This window comes from Enterobacter sp. MGH119 (genome assembly GCF_001037675.1).
In the GTDB taxonomy this organism is placed as follows: Bacteria; Pseudomonadota; Gammaproteobacteria; order Enterobacterales; family Enterobacteriaceae; genus Enterobacter; species Enterobacter hormaechei_C.
The window spans coordinates 271,491-289,902 of the sequence record NZ_KQ089933.1; the positions used below are offsets into that span (position 1 = coordinate 271,491).

At 53.5% G+C, this 18,412-nt stretch carries 15 protein-coding genes; 8 read left to right on the forward strand and 7 right to left on the reverse strand.

Annotated features, from left to right (window positions below):
* The first annotated feature begins 126 nt into the window (after window positions 1–126).
* On the forward strand, window positions 127–1,122 hold the full coding sequence (locus tag SK53_RS19955; RefSeq protein ID WP_032608574.1) for an acyltransferase: 996 nt from the start codon (window positions 127–129) through the stop codon (window positions 1,120–1,122).
* Window positions 1,123–1,174: 52 nt separating this feature from the next.
* On the opposite strand, the gene xylB is transcribed toward SK53_RS19955, so the two are convergent.
* Window positions 1,175–2,629, reverse strand: coding sequence for a xylulokinase (gene xylB, locus SK53_RS19960; protein ID WP_048209919.1), 1,455 nt, complete (start codon window positions 2,627–2,629; stop codon window positions 1,175–1,177).
* A gap of 59 nt (window positions 2,630–2,688) precedes the next feature.
* On the reverse strand, window positions 2,689–4,011 hold the full coding sequence (gene xylA, locus SK53_RS19965; protein WP_026080557.1) for a xylose isomerase: 1,323 nt from the start codon (window positions 4,009–4,011) through the stop codon (window positions 2,689–2,691).
* Between the two features lie 371 nt (window positions 4,012–4,382).
* On the opposite strand from xylA, the gene xylF reads away from it, so the two are divergent.
* The 4 genes from xylF to xylR all read left to right on the forward strand — a co-directional run bounded on the left by xylF (window position 4,383) and on the right by xylR (window position 9,360).
* Window positions 4,383–5,375 carry a D-xylose ABC transporter substrate-binding protein gene (xylF, locus tag SK53_RS19970; protein ID WP_006808602.1) on the forward strand — a complete coding sequence of 331 codons (993 nt, stop codon included), beginning with the start codon at window positions 4,383–4,385 and terminating at the stop codon, window positions 5,373–5,375.
* 72 nt (window positions 5,376–5,447) lie between these two features.
* On the forward strand, window positions 5,448–6,989 hold the full coding sequence (locus SK53_RS19975) for a xylose ABC transporter ATP-binding protein (protein WP_015572746.1): 1,542 nt from the start codon (window positions 5,448–5,450) through the stop codon (window positions 6,987–6,989).
* Window positions 6,967–8,148, forward strand: coding sequence for a xylose ABC transporter permease XylH (gene xylH / locus SK53_RS19980; RefSeq protein WP_003860151.1), 1,182 nt, complete (start codon window positions 6,967–6,969; stop codon window positions 8,146–8,148). The genes SK53_RS19975 and xylH overlap by 23 nt, the downstream gene beginning before the upstream one ends.
* 33 nt (window positions 8,149–8,181) lie before the next feature.
* Window positions 8,182–9,360, forward strand: coding sequence for a D-xylose utilization transcriptional activator XylR (gene xylR, locus SK53_RS19985; protein ID WP_003860152.1), 1,179 nt, complete (start codon window positions 8,182–8,184; stop codon window positions 9,358–9,360).
* Window positions 9,361–9,395: 35 nt separating this feature from the next.
* On the opposite strand, the gene SK53_RS19990 is transcribed toward xylR, so the two are convergent.
* Complete coding sequence (locus SK53_RS19990) at window positions 9,396–10,220, reverse strand: protein bax (protein ID WP_022652025.1); 825 nt, start codon at window positions 10,218–10,220, stop codon at window positions 9,396–9,398.
* 314 nt (window positions 10,221–10,534) lie between these two features.
* On the opposite strand from SK53_RS19990, the gene SK53_RS19995 reads away from it, so the two are divergent.
* Window positions 10,535–12,565 (forward strand): alpha-amylase, encoded by a 2,031-nt coding sequence (locus SK53_RS19995; protein WP_048209920.1) that lies wholly within the window; start codon window positions 10,535–10,537, stop codon window positions 12,563–12,565.
* Between the two features lie 190 nt (window positions 12,566–12,755).
* Window positions 12,756–14,009: a valine--pyruvate transaminase gene (gene avtA, locus SK53_RS20000; RefSeq protein ID WP_015572749.1), complete on the forward strand. Its 1,254-nt coding sequence runs from the start codon at window positions 12,756–12,758 to the stop codon at window positions 14,007–14,009.
* 7 nt (window positions 14,010–14,016) lie between these two features.
* Here avtA and SK53_RS20005 read toward each other — a convergent pair whose 3' ends face one another.
* The gene (locus SK53_RS20005; RefSeq protein WP_023323869.1) at window positions 14,017–14,472 is read right to left on the reverse strand and encodes a 4Fe-4S dicluster domain-containing protein; all 456 of its coding nucleotides are present in this window, start codon (window positions 14,470–14,472) and stop codon (window positions 14,017–14,019) included.
* Between the two features lie 460 nt (window positions 14,473–14,932).
* On the opposite strand from SK53_RS20005, the gene SK53_RS20010 reads away from it, so the two are divergent.
* Window positions 14,933–16,009 carry a type I restriction endonuclease gene (locus SK53_RS20010; RefSeq protein WP_023323870.1) on the forward strand — a complete coding sequence of 359 codons (1,077 nt, stop codon included), beginning with the start codon at window positions 14,933–14,935 and terminating at the stop codon, window positions 16,007–16,009.
* Between the two features lie 3 nt (window positions 16,010–16,012).
* Here the strand turns inward: SK53_RS20010 and SK53_RS20015 are convergent, their stop codons facing one another.
* The 3 genes from SK53_RS20015 to aldB all read right to left on the reverse strand — a co-directional run bounded on the left by SK53_RS20015 (window position 16,013) and on the right by aldB (window position 18,408).
* Complete coding sequence (locus SK53_RS20015; protein WP_023315016.1) at window positions 16,013–16,420, reverse strand: type II toxin-antitoxin system HicB family antitoxin; 408 nt, start codon at window positions 16,418–16,420, stop codon at window positions 16,013–16,015.
* A gap of 14 nt (window positions 16,421–16,434) precedes the next feature.
* Entirely contained in the window at window positions 16,435–16,620 is a 186-nt protein-coding gene (locus SK53_RS23030) for a type II toxin-antitoxin system HicA family toxin (protein ID WP_057979982.1), read from the reverse strand.
* Window positions 16,621–16,869: 249 nt separating this feature from the next.
* Complete coding sequence (gene aldB / locus SK53_RS20020) at window positions 16,870–18,408, reverse strand: aldehyde dehydrogenase AldB (protein ID WP_048209921.1); 1,539 nt, start codon at window positions 18,406–18,408, stop codon at window positions 16,870–16,872.
* Window positions 18,409–18,412: the final 4 nt, after the last annotated feature.

Sequence of the window (18,412 nt, forward strand, 5' to 3'; positions counted from 1 at the left end):
AAGTCCGTCATTCTGCGAATCTCGCCAGCTCCCTACAAGTTAGCCTGGCTAAACTCAGAATTTTCCAAGGGAAAAGTTTTACGCAATCGCAGTCACACTTTCTTTATCAGGAATACAGAGGAACTGATGCAGTCAAAAATTAACTGGATTGATAACCTGCGGGGAATAGCCTGTCTGATGGTGGTGATGATCCACACAACGACCTGGTATGTCACGAACGCGCACAGTATCAGCCCTGTTAACTGGGATGTCGCCAATGTTCTGAACTCGGCCTCCCGCGTGAGCGTCCCGCTGTTCTTTATGATTTCCGGTTTTCTCTTTTTTGGCGAGCGTAGCGCACAGCCGAGACATTTCATCCGTATTGTCTCCTGTCTGCTGTTTTACAGCGCGATTTCGCTGCTCTATATCGTCCTGTTCACTTCAATTAACGCTGAACGTTCCCTGCTCAACTTGTTGCAAAAACCGGTGTTCTATCATCTATGGTTTTTCTTCGCGATAATCGTTATTTATCTTGTTTCACCGTTAATTCAGGTAAAAAACGTCAACGGTAAAATGCTGCTGGCGCTGATGGTGGTCATCGGGATCGTGGCCAACCCGAATACCGTCTCACAGAAAATTGATGGCTTTGAATGGCTGCCCGTTAACCTCTATATCACCGGGGATACGTTTTATTACGTGCTGTACGGCATGCTGGGGCGCGCCATTGGCATGATGGAGACGCAAAAGCGAGGAATAAACTGGCTATGCGCGGCCGCGTTTCTCGTCGGTGTGTTTATTATCTCTCGCGGGACGCTGCATGAGCTGCAATGGCGCGGCAACTTTGCCGATACCTGGTATCTGTACTGCGGCCCGATGGTCTTTATCTGCGCAATCTCTCTGCTGACGCTGGTTAAAAACACCCTGAATGCCCGCCCGCTTCCTGTGCTGGGGTTTATCTCTCGCCACTCGCTGGGCATTTACGGTTTTCACGCGCTGGTGATCCACGCCCTGCGCACCCGAGGCGTTGAGCTTAAAAGCTGGCCGGTGCTGGATATTGTCTGGATATTTACCGTTACGCTGGTTGTCAGCCTGCTGCTGTCAATGTTGCTGCAAAGAATCGATACGCGCCGGTTTGTGAGCTAACCCGGTTGAAGGCTGGCAGGCCGGGTAAGCGTTAGCGCCACCCGGCTCCTGTTTATGACATTAGCGGCAAAAGCTGCCGATAAATTTTGCGGAACACGTCTCGTCTTTCAGCATAGCGAGCATGATTTTTCGCATCAGGACGATGCTGCTGTTCAAGCGACAGCTGGGGCAAAAGCTGGGGCAGTGGTTTATCCCGGTTCAGCGCAATTTGCGCCAGCCGTGCCGCACCGAGCGCCGGGCCGACATCGCCTCCCGTACGATAGTCCAGCTGCAACCCGCTGATATCGGAAAGCATTTGCCGCCAGTAGCTGCTTCGCGCACCGCCGCCAATTAACGTAATGCTGGATGGCGTAAGTCCACAGTCATGCACGACATCCATTCCGTCCGCCAGAGCATAGCCAACGCCTTCAAGCACCGCGCGCGCCAGCTCTGCCGGGCCATGCTGATGGGTAAGACCGAAGAACACCCCTTTCGCTTCCGGGTTGTTATGAGGCGTCCGCTCGCCGGAAAGGTACGGTAAAAACCAGACCGCACCGGCATTATCATCCGCCTGCTGTGCCGCTGCGATAAGCGCCGGGACGTCCGCCATTCCGGTTAGTTTTGCCGCCCAGTCGAGGCAGGAAGCCGCGCTCAGCATCACCGACATTAAATGCCATTTACCCGGCAACGCGTGGCAGAAGCTGTGTACGGCGCTTCCAGGATTGCTACGATACCCGTCGCTGACGGCAAAATAGACGCCGGAGGTACCGAGCGAGAGCATAGCCTGTCCTGCCTCGACCATCCCCACGCCGACCGCCCCCGCCGCATTATCGCCGCCGCCGGCGACGACGGGTACGGCTGGCATATTCCAGCGTTCAGCAACAGAAGGCTGCAAAGCGCCCGTGATTTCGCTGCCTTCAAACAGCGCAGGCATATGATCGCGCGTCAGCTGGCAGGCATCCAGCATCGCCTCGCTCCAGTCCCGTTTCGCCACGTCGAGCCACATCGTGCCCGCGGCGTCAGACATGTCGCTGGCAAAATCCCCCGTCATGCGAAAACGCAGGTAGTCTTTCGGCAACAGAACCTTCGCCACCTGGCGAAAAATCTCAGGCTCATGGCGCTGCACCCACAGGAGTTTTGGCGCGGTAAAACCGGGCATCATCAGGTTGCCCGTAATCTCGCGGGACGCAGGCACACGTTCCTCAAGGATCGCGCACTCTTCCGCACAGCGGCCATCGTTCCAGAGAATAGCCGGGCGCAGAACGCGATGCTGGCTATCCAGCAACGTTGCGCCATGCATTTGCCCGGCAATGCCCAGCGCCTTAACGCCGCGCAGGCTGTGCTGCTCGCCTAAGGCTTTCATCGCGCGGTCCGTCGCCTGCCACCACTGCTCCGGATCTTGTTCCGACCAAAGCGGATGCGGGCGTGAAACCTGCAACTTTTCAGTCTGCGTGGCTAACACATCGCCCTGCTCGCTTAACAGGATGGCTTTCACCCCCGACGTGCCAAGATCGATCCCGATATACATGTGGTGACTCCTTTGACAGAAATGCCCGGTGGCGCAGCGCTTACCGGGCATGAATGCTGTTATTTATCGAACAGGTAGTGATTGACCAGGTTTTCCAGCAGCTCCTGATGGCCGCTCTGATGCTGCGGCGCAAGCTGATGCTGTTCAGCGTACTTCGCGATCTCCGCAAGCGATAACTGACCTTTCAAAATTTGCTGGCCCAGCTCACTGTTCCAGCCGCTGTAGCGCTTCGCCACGCGCTTATCCAGCTCACCGTCTTCAATCATACGGGCTGCCACTTTCAGCGCCAGCGCCATGGTGTCCATCGCGCCAATATGCCCGTAGAACAGATCGTATTTGTCGGTGCTCTGGCGACGCACTTTGGCGTCGAAGTTCAGGCCGCCGGTGGTGAAACCGCCCGCTTTGATGATCTCGTACATCACCAGCGCATTCTCTTCCACGCTGTTCGGGAACTGGTCGGTATCCCAGCCCAGCTGTGGATCGCCACGGTTAGCATCGACAGAGCCGAAGATGCCCAGCGCAATCGCAGAGGCAATTTCGTGATGGAACGAGTGGCCCGCCAGGGTAGCGTGGTTAGCCTCAATATTCACTTTGATCTCTTTTTCCAGACCAAACTGCTTCAGGAAGCCATACACGGTGGCGACATCATAATCATACTGATGCTTGGTTGGCTCCTGTGGTTTTGGCTCAATCAGCAGCGTGCCGCGGAAACCGATTTTGTGTTTGTGGTCCACCACCATCTGCATAAAGCGACCAATCTGCTCACGCTCCTGACGCAGGTCGGTATTCAGCAGCGTTTCATATCCTTCACGACCGCCCCAGAGTACATAGTTCTCACCGCCCAGCTGATGCGTGGCGTTCATCGCAGTCACGACCTGGGTTGCCGCCCAGCTGAAGACTTCCGGATCCGGGTTGGTTGCCGCGCCCGCGCCATAGCGAGGGTTGGTAAAGCAGTTAGCCGTACCCCAGAGCAGCTTGACGCCACTTTGCTGCTGTTTTTCAGCCAGTACGTCGACCATCTGCGCGAAGTTGTTCAGATACTCTTTCAGCGATGCCCCTTCCGGCGACACGTCCACATCGTGGAAACAGTAGTACGGCACGTTCAGCTTATGGAAGAACTCGAACGCGACGTCGGCTTTACGCTTCGCCAGCTCAATGGCCTCGCCCGGCTGTTGCCATGGACGGTCAAAAGAGCCCACGCCGAACATATCGGCACCGTTCCAGCAGAAGGTGTGCCAGTAGCAGGCGGCAAAGCGCAAGTGATCTTCCATGCGCTTACCCAGCACCAGCTCATCCGGGTTGTAGTGACGAAATGCTAAAGGATTGGTCGTTTTCGTGCCTTCGAAACGAACGCGATCGAGTTGGTCGAAATAAGCTTGCATATTGAGCTCCATAATCAGGGTATGCGGCGTGGTCTTGCTTCTGGAGTAATAGTGAATAGACATTGGAGGTTGCTCAATTACGTTATTTCACACTGCTATTGAGAGAATGCGCAATTGTGCGCTGGCTCGCAAAATAATGTGCAGACAAACTATTTTTCGGCGCGCATTCCAGAATCAAATGTAATTAATAGGTTACGCTTTTTAAAATCCGATCGCGGTCATAAATTCAGAAATAAACCAAATATCGTAATGAGAAGATAAAAATCTGTAATTGCCAGCAGGCCTTTCCACGTTAAAAATTTGCTGCGTCTCAGCAGTGAATGTTTCTTTTATCTCAGCTACACATACCCCTACAAAAAGGCCTAATAATTATGAAGATAAAGAACCTGACCCTAACGCTCTGCACTACTCTCCTGCTTGCAAGCTTTGCCGGCCACGCCAAAGAGGTCAAAATCGGCATGGCGATTGATGACTTACGCCTGGAGCGCTGGCAAAAAGATCGCGATATCTTTGTTAAAAAAGCGGAATCTCTCGGCGCGGAGGTGTTCGTTCAGTCCGCTAACGGCAACGAAGAGACGCAAATGTCGCAAATCGAGAATATGATCAACCGTGGCGTCGATGTGCTGGTCATTATCCCGTATAACGGCCAGGTATTAAGCAACGTGGTGAAAGAAGCGAAACAGGAAGGCATAAAAGTCCTGGCTTATGACCGCATGATTAATAATGCCGACATTGATTATTATATTTCGTTCGACAATGAAAAGGTGGGCGAATTACAGGCTAAAAGCCTGGTCGCAAAAGTGCCTCAGGGGAATTATTTCCTGATGGGCGGCTCGCCCGTGGATAACAACGCCAAACTGTTCCGCCAGGGACAAATGAAAGTGCTGAAGCCGTATATCGACGAGGGCAAAATTAAAGTCGTCGGCGACCAGTGGGCTGACGGCTGGTTACCGGAAAACGCGCTGAAAATTATGGAAAACGCGTTGACTGCAAATAACAACAAAATCGATGCGGTGGTGGCCTCTAACGATGCCACTGCGGGTGGCGCCATTCAGGCGCTGAGCGCGCAGGGTCTGGCCGGGAAAGTCGCTATTTCCGGACAGGACGCCGACCTTGCGGGTGTAAAACGCATCATCGCGGGTACCCAGACCATGACGGTGTATAAGCCCATTACCGAGCTTGCCAATACGGCCGCCGAAATTGCCGTTGAGCTGGGCAATGGCCAGCAACCTAAAGCAGACGCGACGTTAAATAACGGCCTGAAAGACGTACCTGCTCGCCTGCTTACCCCTATCGAAGTCAACAAAGAGAATATTGACGCCACCGTGGTGAAAGACGGTTTCCATAAGAAGAGTGAACTGTAATCCAGCGCAGCCCCTGCCCGGCAGGGGCGCATCGACCTGCCCTGTACATCTGTCGGGCCATGCGGAGCAGTTATGTCTTATTTACTTGAAATGAAAAGCATCACCAAAGCCTTCGGGGCGGTGAAAGCAGTCGATAACGTAAGCCTGCGGCTGAATCCCGGCGAAGTGATGTCGCTGTGCGGCGAAAATGGCTCGGGAAAATCCACGCTGATGAAAGTGTTGTGCGGGATCTATCCGCACGGCAGCTACGAGGGCGAAATCGTCTTTGCCGGCGAGGTGCTCCAGGCCACGCACATTCGCGATACCGAACGTAAAGGCATCGCTATTATTCACCAGGAGCTGGCGCTGGTGAAGCACCTTACCGTGCTGGAAAATATTTTTCTCGGCGCCGAACTCTCACGCCACGGCGTACTGGATTACGACACCATGACGCTGCGCTGCGAAAAACTGCTGGCCCAGGTGAGCCTGGCTATCTCACCGGATACGCGCGTGGGCGACTTAGGTTTGGGCCAGCAGCAGCTGGTGGAGATCGCCAAGGCGCTGAACAAGCAGGTACGCCTGCTGATCCTCGACGAGCCAACCGCCTCACTCACCGAACAGGAAACCGCCGTTCTGCTCAATATCATCCGCGACCTGCAAAACCACGGTATCGCCTGCATCTATATTTCGCACAAGCTCAATGAGGTGAAAGCTATTTCCGACACCATCTGCGTCATCCGCGACGGGCAGCACATTGGCACGCGTGAAGCAGAAGGCATGAGCGAAGATGACATCATCACCATGATGGTGGGTCGCGAACTCACCGCACTGTATCCCAACGAACCACACACCATAGGCGAAGAACTCCTGCGCGTGGAAAACCTGACGGCGTGGCATCCCGTTAACCGCCACATCAAGCGCGTGGATAACCTCTCCTTCTCGCTGCACCGCGGCGAAATTCTCGGTATTGCGGGTTTAGTGGGTGCCGGAAGAACCGAGGCCGTGCAGTGTCTGTTTGGCGTCTGGCCGGGGCGCTGGGAAGGCAAAATTTATATCGACGGTCAGCCGGTAAAAATCGACAACTGCCAGCAGGCCATTGCCAAAGGCATTGCTATGGTGCCCGAAGACCGCAAAAAAGACGGCATCGTGCCGGTCATGGCGGTGGGAAAAAATATCACGCTGGCGGCGCTCAGCCAGTTTTCCGGCGCGCTGAGCAGCCTGGATGATGCCGCAGAACAGCAGTGTATTCTTCAGTCACTTGCCAGGCTCAAGGTGAAAACCTCCTCGCCGGAACTGGCGATAGGTCGCCTGAGCGGCGGCAACCAGCAGAAAGCGATTCTGGCGCGCTGCCTGTTGCTTAATCCGCGCATTTTAATTCTGGACGAACCCACGCGCGGGATCGATATCGGCGCGAAGTATGAAATCTACAAGCTGATCAACCAGCTTGTGCAGCAAGGGATTGCCGTCATTGTTATCTCGTCCGAATTGCCTGAAGTGCTGGGGCTGAGCGACCGCGTGCTGGTCATGCATGAAGGGAAACTCAAAGCCAACCTGAACAACCAGAACCTGACGCAAGAGCAGGTGATGGAAGCTGCCTTAAGGAGCGAACGCCATGTCGAAAAGCAACCCGTCTGATATCAAAGTCGCTGTTCCGACGCCCGGTGCGTTCGCAGGACTTAAATCGCTGAATCTGCAAGTTTTTGTAATGATTGCCGCCATTATCGTGATCATGTTGTTCTTTACCTGGATGACCGATGGCTCCTATTTGAGCGCACGTAACGTTTCTAACCTGCTGCGTCAGACCGCCATCACCGGGATCCTGGCGGTGGGGATGGTCTTTGTGATTATCTCAGCGGAAATTGACCTGTCAGTAGGGTCGATGATGGGTCTGCTCGGCGGCGTGGCGGCAATTTTTGACGTCTGGCTCGGCTGGCCGCTGCCGCTGACGATTGCGGTCACGCTGGTACTGGGTCTGCTGCTGGGGGCGTGGAATGGCTGGTGGGTGGCCTACCGTAAGGTCCCGTCGTTTATCGTCACCTTAGCGGGGATGCTGGCCTTCCGCGGCATTCTGATTGGGATCACCAACGGCACTACCGTCTCCCCGACCAGCGCCTCGATGTCCCAGATTGGCCAAAGCTACCTCTCTGATGGCGTCGGTTTTACGATCGGCGTGGTTGGGCTGATGGCGTTTGTCGCGTGGCAATGGCGAGGACGCATGCGTCGCCAGGCGCTGGGGCTGGCCTCGCCTGCTTCAACCTCGGTTGTCGGCCGTCAGGCGCTTACTGCGGTGATTGTACTGGGCGCCATCTGGCTGTTAAACGATTATCGCGGCGTCCCAACGCCCGTTCTGCTGCTGGCGCTGTTGCTGTTAGGTGGGATGTTTATGGCCACGCGTACCGCATTCGGTCGCCGTATTTATGCCATCGGTGGCAATCTCGAAGCCGCGCGTTTGTCCGGCATTAACGTAGAACGCACCAAACTCGCCGTCTTTGCCATCAACGGCCTGATGGTGGCCATCGCGGGGCTGATCCTCAGCTCACGTTTGGGGGCGGGCTCCCCCTCTGCCGGTAATATTGCCGAGCTGGACGCCATCGCCGCCTGCGTGATTGGCGGGACCAGCCTCGCCGGGGGCATTGGCAGCGTGGCGGGGGCGGTGATGGGCGCATTTATTATGGCTTCGCTGGATAACGGGATGAGTATGATGGACGTGCCGACGTTTTGGCAGTATATCGTCAAGGGTGCCATTCTTTTGCTGGCAGTCTGGATGGACTCTGCCACCAAGCGGCGCGCCTGATAACAGTATCGTGACTAATTTGGGAAATAAGCCATGTTTGAAAAGCGTCACCGCATTACGTTGTTATTCAATGCCAACAAAGCCTATGACCGGCAGGTGGTTGAAGGGGTTGGCGAATATTTGCAGGCGTCGCAATCCGAATGGGATATTTTCATCGAAGAAGATTTCCGTACCCGTCTGGAGAACATCAAAGACTGGCTGGGCGACGGGGTCATCGCTGACTTTGACGACCCCGTGATTGAACAGTTGCTGAGTGGCGTTGACGTGCCTATCGTGGGCGTTGGCGGCTCTTATCATACACCGGAACATTATCCTCCCGTTCACTACATCGCCACGGATAACCATGCTCTGGTCGAGACCGCCTTCCTCCATTTAAAGGAGAAAGGCGTCCATCGTTTTGCGTTTTACGGATTGCCCGCCACGAGCGGAAAGCGCTGGGCGATGGAGCGTGAGTATGCCTTCTGCCAGCTGGTTGCCCAGGAGAAGTATCGCGGCGTCGTTTATCAGGGGCTGGAAACCGCGCCAGAAAACTGGCAGCACGCACAAAATCGTCTGGCTGACTGGCTGCAAACGCTGCCGCCCCAGACAGGGATTATCGCCGTGACGGACGCCCGCGCCCGCCACGTATTACAGGTGTGCGAACATTTGCATATTCCGGTGCCTGAAAAGCTGTGCGTGATTGGTATTGATAACGAAGAGCTTACGCGCTATCTGTCGCGCGTGGCGCTCTCATCCGTGGCTCAGGGTACCCGTCAGATGGGCTATCAGGCCGCAAAGCTGCTGCACAGACTGTTAGACAACGAATCCCTGCCGCTCCAGCGTCTGCTGGTTCCTCCCGTTCGCGTGGTCGAACGTCGCTCAACTGACTACCGCTCATTAAACGATCCGGCCGTGATTCAGGCGATGCACTACATTCGCAATCATGCCTGCAAAGGGATTAAGGTCGATCAGGTGCTCGATTCGGTCGGCATATCACGTTCGAATCTGGAGAAGCGGTTTAAAGAGGAAGTGGGTGAGACGATCCACGCCGTGATCCATGCGGAAAAGCTGGAGAAAGCGCGCAGTCTGCTGATCTCCACCTCGCTGTCGATCAACGAGATTTCACAGATGTGTGGCTATCCGTCGCTTCAGTATTTCTATTCGGTGTTCAGGAAAGAGTATGACACCACGCCGAAGGAGTACCGTGAACGGTACAGTGAAGTCCTGCTCTAGAAAAAAGAACGCCTTCCAGTGGAAGGCGTTTTTCATTACATATGTGCGGCAATCAGACGCTGGTTATCCTGGTACATGGAGAACAGGTAATTGTTATAACGCTGTCCCTGAGTGGAATAACCTTTCAGCTTATGGATCATCGCCGTGGCCGTCACTTCCTGATCCGCCTTACGCAGCTGAGCGCGTGACTTACGGAACGAGGAATAGGCCGGGTGGGTGTTCAGGTTCACCACGTAGGCATTCACGGAATCTTTCACCGATTCAAACTGTGAATAGCCCTTCACCTTGCCGGGCGCGTTAGTACAACGACCTTTTACGCATTTCATGCCAAACAGATTGTTGTTGTTGCGCGCCAGCTTCGAGGTGCCCCAACCGCTTTCGGCGGCGGCCATTGTCGCGACCATACTGCCTGGAATGATGTCCACACGTTCTAACAGTGAGTTCCAAGGCACGCGACGCGTGTTCCCGCTCCACTTCACTTTATAGCGTTTGGCGATATCTTTCAGGCGAGTGCGCTCAGACGGCGACCAGCGGCTGTCGTACTGTTTGGAGATCAGCCAGTTACGATCCGCAGTAATCGCGGCATTTTGGCTTTTAATGTAAGGCATTACCGTCCGGAGAAACGCTTTTTTCCTTGGTGTCCCGGAAGGGTATTTTCGCAAATCAGGAAGTGAACTACTCTTTGCACTATTGCGAGAATACTCTTGTTTACTGCTAACCTTACTGCTTGTCGTCTTTATTACGTGGGCTTTCTTACTCGTTGTATCCGTGTGCGTCTTTGCAAGCACCTCACCTGAAAATGCCATGGTGAGTAACATGAGTATCGCGGCCCCATATCGTCGAATGGGAGTCGATATCATTAGGTCTCCTGGTCGGATATAAACATTCCAACACCTTATTTTCTTCAAAAATTTGAGAGCGGAATCTCAAATCGTACCAAAAATAGTCTTCAAGAGCACGTCTATAAATAGTCCAATTCCGAAACTATGTCATCCGGAACATGCTCATTAAAGCATCAACGCTGGAAAAATGTGCGCGATATCGCAGATAACTGCCTAATTTTGCGCGGGATCACTCATCCCTTCGCGTCCTCCTGGCAGAAAGCCGTAGAGGAGGAGTTTTTCCCCTGAGCCGAATGGCACACTGGTCAAAAATGCCGCGACAGGAAAATGGAATGAAACGCACTGCATTAGCTGTTCTGATGTTACCCGCATTCGCGCATGCCGACTGGTCATCGCCGGGATTTAACGCGTTTAGCGCTGAAGGTACCGGCGTCTTTACCAGCCAGGCAACGCTTGCGAAGGGTACCCGCCCGCTGACGGTGAGTCTTGATAACGCGTGCTGGCAGCCGACAGGTGCCATTAAACTCAACGAGATGCTGTCACTCAAACCCTGCGAAGACGCCCCACCGCAGTGGCGGTTATTCCGTGACGGCGTTTATCAGATGCGTATTGATACGCGCTCGGGAACGCCGACGCTGATGTTGACAGTACAAAGTGCGGCGCCACAGCCTGTCGCAAACGTTACCCGCCAGTGCCCGAAGTGGGACGGCAAACCGCTCACGATCGATGTCGTTAACACCTTTCCGGAAGGCACGGTGGTGCGTGATTTTTACAGCAAACAGACCGCGACCGTTCAAAACGGCAAAGTAACTCTTCAGCCAGCCGCCAACAGCAATGGCCTGCTGCTGCTTGAACGCGCCGAGACGGACAAACCCGCGCCGTTCAGCTGGCAAAACGCCACCGTCTATTTCGTGCTGACCGATCGCTTCGTAAATGGCGACCCCACCAACGACAACAGCTATGGCCGCCATAAAGATGGTATGCAGGAGATAGGTACTTTCCACGGCGGCGATCTGAAAGGGCTTACCAGCAAACTGGATTACCTTCAGCAACTGGGCGTGAATGCGCTCTGGATAAGCTCGCCGCTGGAACAGATCCACGGCTGGGTGGGCGGCGGCACCAAGGGGGATTTCCCTCACTACGCCTATCACGGCTATTACACTCAGGACTGGACGAAGCTCGACGCCAACATGGGCAACGAAGATGATTTACGCCAGCTTGTCGACGACGCGCACAGGCGCGGTATCCGCGTCCTGTTTGACATTGTCATGAACCACGCGGGTTATGCGACGCTTGCAGATATGCAGGAGTATCAGTTTGGCGCGCTCTATTTGCAGGGCGATGAACTGAAAAAAACCCTCGGCGAGCGCTGGACTGACTGGAAGCCAGGAGCGGGGCAAAGCTGGCACAGCTTCAACGATTACATCAACTTCAGTGACAAAGCCGCATGGGAAAAATGGTGGGGTAAAAAATGGATCCGTACCGATATCGGTGATTACGACAACCCGGGCTTTGACGATCTGACCATGTCGCTGGCCTTCCTGCCTGATCTGAAAACGGAATCTAAGATCCCGTCAGGTTTGCCGAACTTTTATCAACACAAGCCCGACACCAACGCGAAAGTGATGACGAATTTCACGCCGCGAGATTACCTGACCCACTGGCTTAGCCAGTGGGTACGTGACTACGGCATCGACGGTTTCCGGGTCGATACCGCTAAGCACGTTGAGCCTGAAGCCTGGCAGCAACTGAAAAACCAGGCCAGCCAGGCGCTGGCCGCGTGGAAAGCCGCCAACCCGGACAAAAAACTCGACGATGCGCCGTTCTGGATGACCGGTGAATCCTGGGGCCACGGCGTGATGCAGAGCGATTATTACCGCCACGGCTTCGATGCGATGATCAATTTTGACTATCAGGAGCAGGCGGCAAAAGCGGTGGACTGCCTGGCCGATATGGATTTGACCTGGCAGCAAATGGCAGAAAAGCTGCAAAGTTTTAATGTGCTGAGCTATCTCTCCTCCCATGATACGCGTCTGTTCCGTGAAGGGGGCCAGCGCGCCGCTGAGTTACTGTTGCTGGCGCCGGGAAGCGTACAGATCTATTACGGCGATGAATCAGAGCGTCCATTCGGCCCTACGGGCTCCGATCCGCTACAGGGGACCCGTTCGGATATGAACTGGCAGGACGTCACGGGTAAACAGGCGTTAACTGTCGCCCACTGGCAGCTTCTGGGGCAGTTCCGCGCCCGTCATCCGGCGGTGGGTGAAGGCAAGCAAACAACGCTGTCAATGAAAGAAGGCTACGGCTTTGTGCGCGAGCACAAGGGCGATAAGGTGATGGTGGTTTGGGCGGGTAATCAATAGACCCCCCACCCTAACCCTCTCCCCAAAGGGGAGAGGGCCGGGGTGAGGGGTATTCACCAGAATAATTCACCACACAAATACAAATCTACCACATAAAACAACAAATCCGACCACATTCGCCGATTTGCACCAACACGGTGCTGGCGTTATGGTTACTGCCTTTCATATTAAGCCCGACAGATCACCTGCTATGACGTTTTCACTTTTCGGCGACAAATTTACCCGCCATTCAGGCATTACCCGCCTGATGGAGGACCTCAACGACGGGCTGCGCACCCCAGGCGCTATCATGCTTGGCGGCGGAAACCCGGCTCAAATTCCGGAGATGAACACCTACTTCCAGACGCTGCTGGCAGAGATGCTGGAAAACGGTAAAGCAACCGATGCGCTATGTAATTACGACGGCCCTCAGGGTAAAACAGAACTACTGACGCTTCTGGCGGCAATGCTGCGGGAAGCGCTGGGTTGGGATATCGAACCACAGAATATTGCACTGACAAACGGCAGTCAGAGCGCGTTTTTCTACTTATTCAATCTGTTCGCCGGACGCCGCGCCGATGGCACCACGAAAAAAGTGCTGTTCCCGCTGGCACCGGAATATATTGGCTATGCCGATGCCGGCCTCGAAGAAGACCTGTTTGTTTCCGCACGTCCGAATATCGAGTTGCTGCCAGAGGGCCAGTTCAAATATCACGTCGATTTTGAACATCTGCATATCGGTGAAGAGACGGGCATGATCTGCGTATCACGTCCCACCAACCCGACGGGCAACGTGATCACCGACGACGAGCTGATGAAGCTGGATGCGCTGGCGAATCAGCACGGCATCCCGCTGGTGATCGATAACGCCTATGGCGTACCGTTCCCGGGGATCATATTCAGCGAAGCGCGTCCGCTATGGAACCCGAATATCATCCTCTGCATGAGCCTCTCTAAGCTGGGCCTGCCGGGCAGCCGTTGCGGCATTATCATTGCTAACGAGAAAATCATCACCGCCATTACCAACATGAACGGCATTATCAGCCTTTCGCCTGGCGGCATCGGCCCGGCGATGATGTGCGAGATGATCAGGCGTAACGACCTGCTGCGCCTGTCGAATGAGGTGATTAAGCCGTTTTACTCTCAGCGCGTTCAGGAAACTATAGCCATCCTTCGCCGCTACTTACCGGAAGAACGCTGCCTGATCCATAAACCGGAAGGGGCAATTTTCCTGTGGCTGTGGTTTAAGGATCTGCCCATTACGACAGAGCTGCTTTATCAGCGTCTGAAAAAACGTGGCGTACTGATGGTGCCAGGGGATTACTTCTTCCCGGGGCTGGATAAGCCGTGGCCGCACACGCACCAGTGCATGCGTATGAACTACGTCCCGGACCCGGAAAAAATCGAAGCGGGTGTGAAAATTCTCGCCGAAGAGATTGAGAACGCCTGGCGCGAGGCCGGTTAATAAAACCTCAGGCCAGATTACGCAGCCGTTCCGCGCGTAATCTGGCGGGGTCTATGCAGCGCAGCGCGTGGGTGGGACAGGCTTCGACGCAGGCGGGACCGCTCTCGCGATGCGCGCACAAATCACATTTCAGCGCCTGAACGCGATCTTCCACGACCCGAACCTGCATTGCCCCGAACGGGCACGCCACCATACAGCTTTTGCAGCCGATACAGCGCGATTGCTTAACGAGCCAGGCTCCCGCAGCGTGGTGAATGGCCCCCGTCGGGCAGACATTCGCGCAGGGCGCATCTTCACACTGGTGGCAGCCCACCGCCGTAGTGAAGGTTCCCCCCTTAACCACGCGGATCCGTGACGTAAGCGCTTCTGGCGTGGCGCTGCTTTGATGCGACATCATGCACGCTACCTCACAGGTACGGCACCCGATACATTTTTCAGGATCCGCCAGGATAAATCGGTTCATGGATAACGCCTCGCGCAGGTTAAAAGTCAGTTCCGTTGAATTATCGTTAGCGCATCATACCTTGCGTGCGAATCGTTAAGGATGCTGTGGGTCAAAGAGCGGGCGCGGATACTTTTAGCTTACCCGAAGGTGCGCCAACAGGCGGAGGGGATCGGTTATCAGGCGCAGGGCTCTAATGCTACCCTCACTCCGTGGTTTAGCTGGGCAAACCGGCGTGGAGAGGAAATGCGGTTATAGGTGAATGTAGGCATAATTTGAAAAAATAAAATAGCTTTATATATATAATATACTTAATAAGCTCGGCGTTAACGGGCTTATTTTCTTTTATTCAATTTAATCACTCTGTGATCCAAACCCCGGAATCGTTTTTTTTGCTGTTAACTCCCCATGGAGTTCATTGAATGGCATGCATTTTGATGCTATTTCATCAGGACACACAGTATTGAAATAAGGATATCCCATGGAATTTACAGAAAGACTGAATGCATTATCTACTAAAATTAGACAGCAAATTGAAGTAATTAATACTGAAGAAGCAACCAAAACGGCATTTGTTATGCCTTTTATTCATAATGTCTTAGGGTACGATGTGTTTGACCCGTCAGAGGTTACACCTGAATTTGTATGTGATATTGGCACAAAAAAAGGTGAAAAAATTGACTATGCGATAATGAAAAACAATGACGTGCAAATTCTCATCGAATGTAAAAAAATTGGTGAGCCTTTAAATATAAATCATGCATCACAACTTTTTAGATACTTTCATGTTACAAACGCAAGGATATCAATCTTAACGAACGGACAAATATACAGATTTTATACCGATCTCGACGCACCTAATAAAATGGATGAAAAACCTTTTTTAGAGGTCGACCTGCTTGATATTGATGAAAACGTTATACCTGAATTAAAAAAACTCACCAAATCTTCTTTTGATCTTGAATCCATCATAAACGCTGCTGGAGAGTTAAAGTACGTTAGCCAAATCAAGAGAATATTGCATACACAACTTAACAATCCAGAAGACGATTTCGTTAAGTTTTTTGCTTCGCGAGTTTATGACGGTATGCTGACCCAAAAAGTCAGAGAGTCTTTTCAAAATCTCACCAGAAAGGCAGCAAGCCAGTACATAAACGATCAAGTTAATGAGAGGCTTAAGTCTGCCATCACAGGTATCACTCCGGCTACTGTCGAAACTCAAACAGAAACACAGCAAAGTGAGGATGATGAACAAAAGGATGAAAGTGAAATCATAACGACTCTGGAAGAATTGGAAGGTTTTCACATTGTTAAAGCAATCACCCGAGCCGTTCTTGAGGCGCCTCGCATTACCCATAGAGACACAAAGAGCTATTGCGGCATTCTTGTAGACGACAATAACCGCAAGCCTCTTTGCCGACTGCATTTTAATCGAACACAAAAATACATCGGGCTTTTTGATCTGGAAAAAAACGAAACACGGCACCCAATTGCTACAGTTGATGATATTTATTCCTTTGCTGATATCCTGAAAGCAACTGCTGCTCTTTACAACTAATCATCACCGGGGCAGTACACGCCGTGCTGCCTCTGCAAGAAAAGCACTTCGGTTAGTAAATTGTGGATGCTCGCTGACAAAGGAATCAATCTTCACCAGCAAACGGCGAGGTATCGTAATATTGATGCGCTCTACTCTGCCTTCAAACTGTTTCATATTGATATCCACCAGCAACCATTGTCCGCCAATGAAATCCTCCGGATGACTTGCCAGATGCGCTTCAACCATACCCGGAAGTGGCAACATTTCATCCATTTCAAACAACGCTTCAAAATGGGCAGTTAATGCATCACGTGCATCCTGAAAAGCATCATCCAGTGAATCCCCCGCAAAAAAACACCCCGGAACGTCAGGAAAGAAACCACTGGCGCTACCGTCGGAATCAGAATGAATGTAAGCCGGATAAAACATAACTACTCCTGATATCAGTGTTTAATTCCCGCCTGTCGCCAGATTTGTGCGAGAGTGCCTGGTTTAATGTCCTTTTTAGGATGTGGGACGGTAACCAACCCTTTTTGCACTGGATGGCGAAACTGATGATGGCTTCCCTTCGTTCTTACACATTTCCAGCCATGGCTAACCAGAACAGTAATGATATCCGCACTTTTCACATCCCAATCCTTCCCTGATTATACACATGATACACACCATCGCTACTGGGTTGAATGAGACTACCGCATTAAAAACGGCAGCGCAGCCAGACTTTAGCGAAACAGGAAGAGGCATCGAGAAAAGAAGAGGGAAGATTGTCATGTTGCAAATAAAAATGCGGCCACTATCGTAGGCCGGGTAAGGCGAAGCCGCCACCCGGCTTTAACCCGGCTCAGGCCACGCCACCCGGGACGGCCTGAGCCCGGAGATTAAAACAACCCCAGCGGTTTATCGGAGTAGCTGACCAACAGACATTTCGTTTGCTGGTAGTGCTCCAGCATTATCTTATGGGTTTCACGCCCGATGCCCGACTGCTTGTAGCCGCCAAACGCCGCATGAGCCGGATAGGCGTGATAGCAGTTTGTCCATACGCGTCCGGCCTGAATGCCCCGGCCCATTTTATAGGCCAGATTACCGTTACGGCTCCAGACGCCCGCCCCCAGGCCATACTGCGTGTCGTTGGCGAGCTCCAGCGCCTCGTCCATGGTTTTAAACGTGGTGACGGCCAGCACCGGTCCAAAAATTTCCTCCTGGAAAACGCGCATGTTGTTCTTACCGAACAGGATAGTCGGCTCAAGGTAGTAGCCCTCCTGCAAATCGCCGCCCAGCACCTTACGACGACCGCCGGTCAACACATCGGCCCCCTCTTTTTTACCGATATCAATATAGTTGAGGATGGTTTCCAGCTGGCCATGCGATACCTGCGCCCCCATCTGGGTAACGTTATCCAGCGGATTACCGCTGCGAATCGACTCCACGCGCCGGATCGCCCGCTCCATAAAGCGCTCATAAATGGATTCCTGCACCAGCGCGCGGCTCGGACAGGTGCAGACTTCGCCCTGGTTAAACGCGAACAGCGCAAACCCTTCCAGCGCTTTGTCGAAGAAGGCGTCCTCTTCGTCCATCACGTCGGCAAAGAAGATGTTCGGCGATTTGCCGCCCAGCTCGAGCGTGACCGGAATGATGTTCTGGGTCGCGTACTGCATGATCTGCTGGCCCACTTCCGTTGAGCCGGTGAACGCCACTTTGGCGATACGTTTTGAGGTAGCCAGATATTCGCCGATCTCTCCCCCGGCCCCGTTGACCACGTTAATGACCCCCGGCGGCAACAGGTCGCCAATCACCTCCATCAGCAGCAGTACCGAAAGCGGCGTTAAGCGAGCGGGTTTCAGCACAACGCAGTTACCCGCCGCCAGCGCGGGCGCCATTTTCCAGCTCGCCATCAGCAGCGGGAAGTTCCACGGAATAATTTGCCCCACCACGCCGAGCGGCTCGTGGAAGTGATACGCCACGGTATCTTTGTCAACTTCACTTATTCCCCCCTCCTGGGCACGAATGCAGGACGCAAAATAGCGGAAATGGTCAATCGCCAGCGGCACGTCCGCCGCCATGGTTTCCCGGATCGGCTTGCCGTTGTCCCACGTTTCTGCGGTCGCCAGCAGCTCCAGATTCTGCTCCATCCGATCGGCGATTTTGAACAAAATGGCCGCTCTGTCCTGAACGGACGTTTGTCCCCACTTATCTTTCGCCTTATGCGCCGCATCCAGCGCTAAATCTATATCCCGCTTGCCCGAACTGGCAATTTCACACAGCGGCTGGCCGGTAACGGGCGTCAGGTTGGAATAGTATTCACCGTCGACGGGCGCCACCCAGTCGCCGCCGATAAAGTTGTCATAGCGGGGCTTCAGCTTAAGGGGAAAACCATACTCGCCTGGCTGGATACGCGATGAGGGAGGATTGTTTGTCATGACC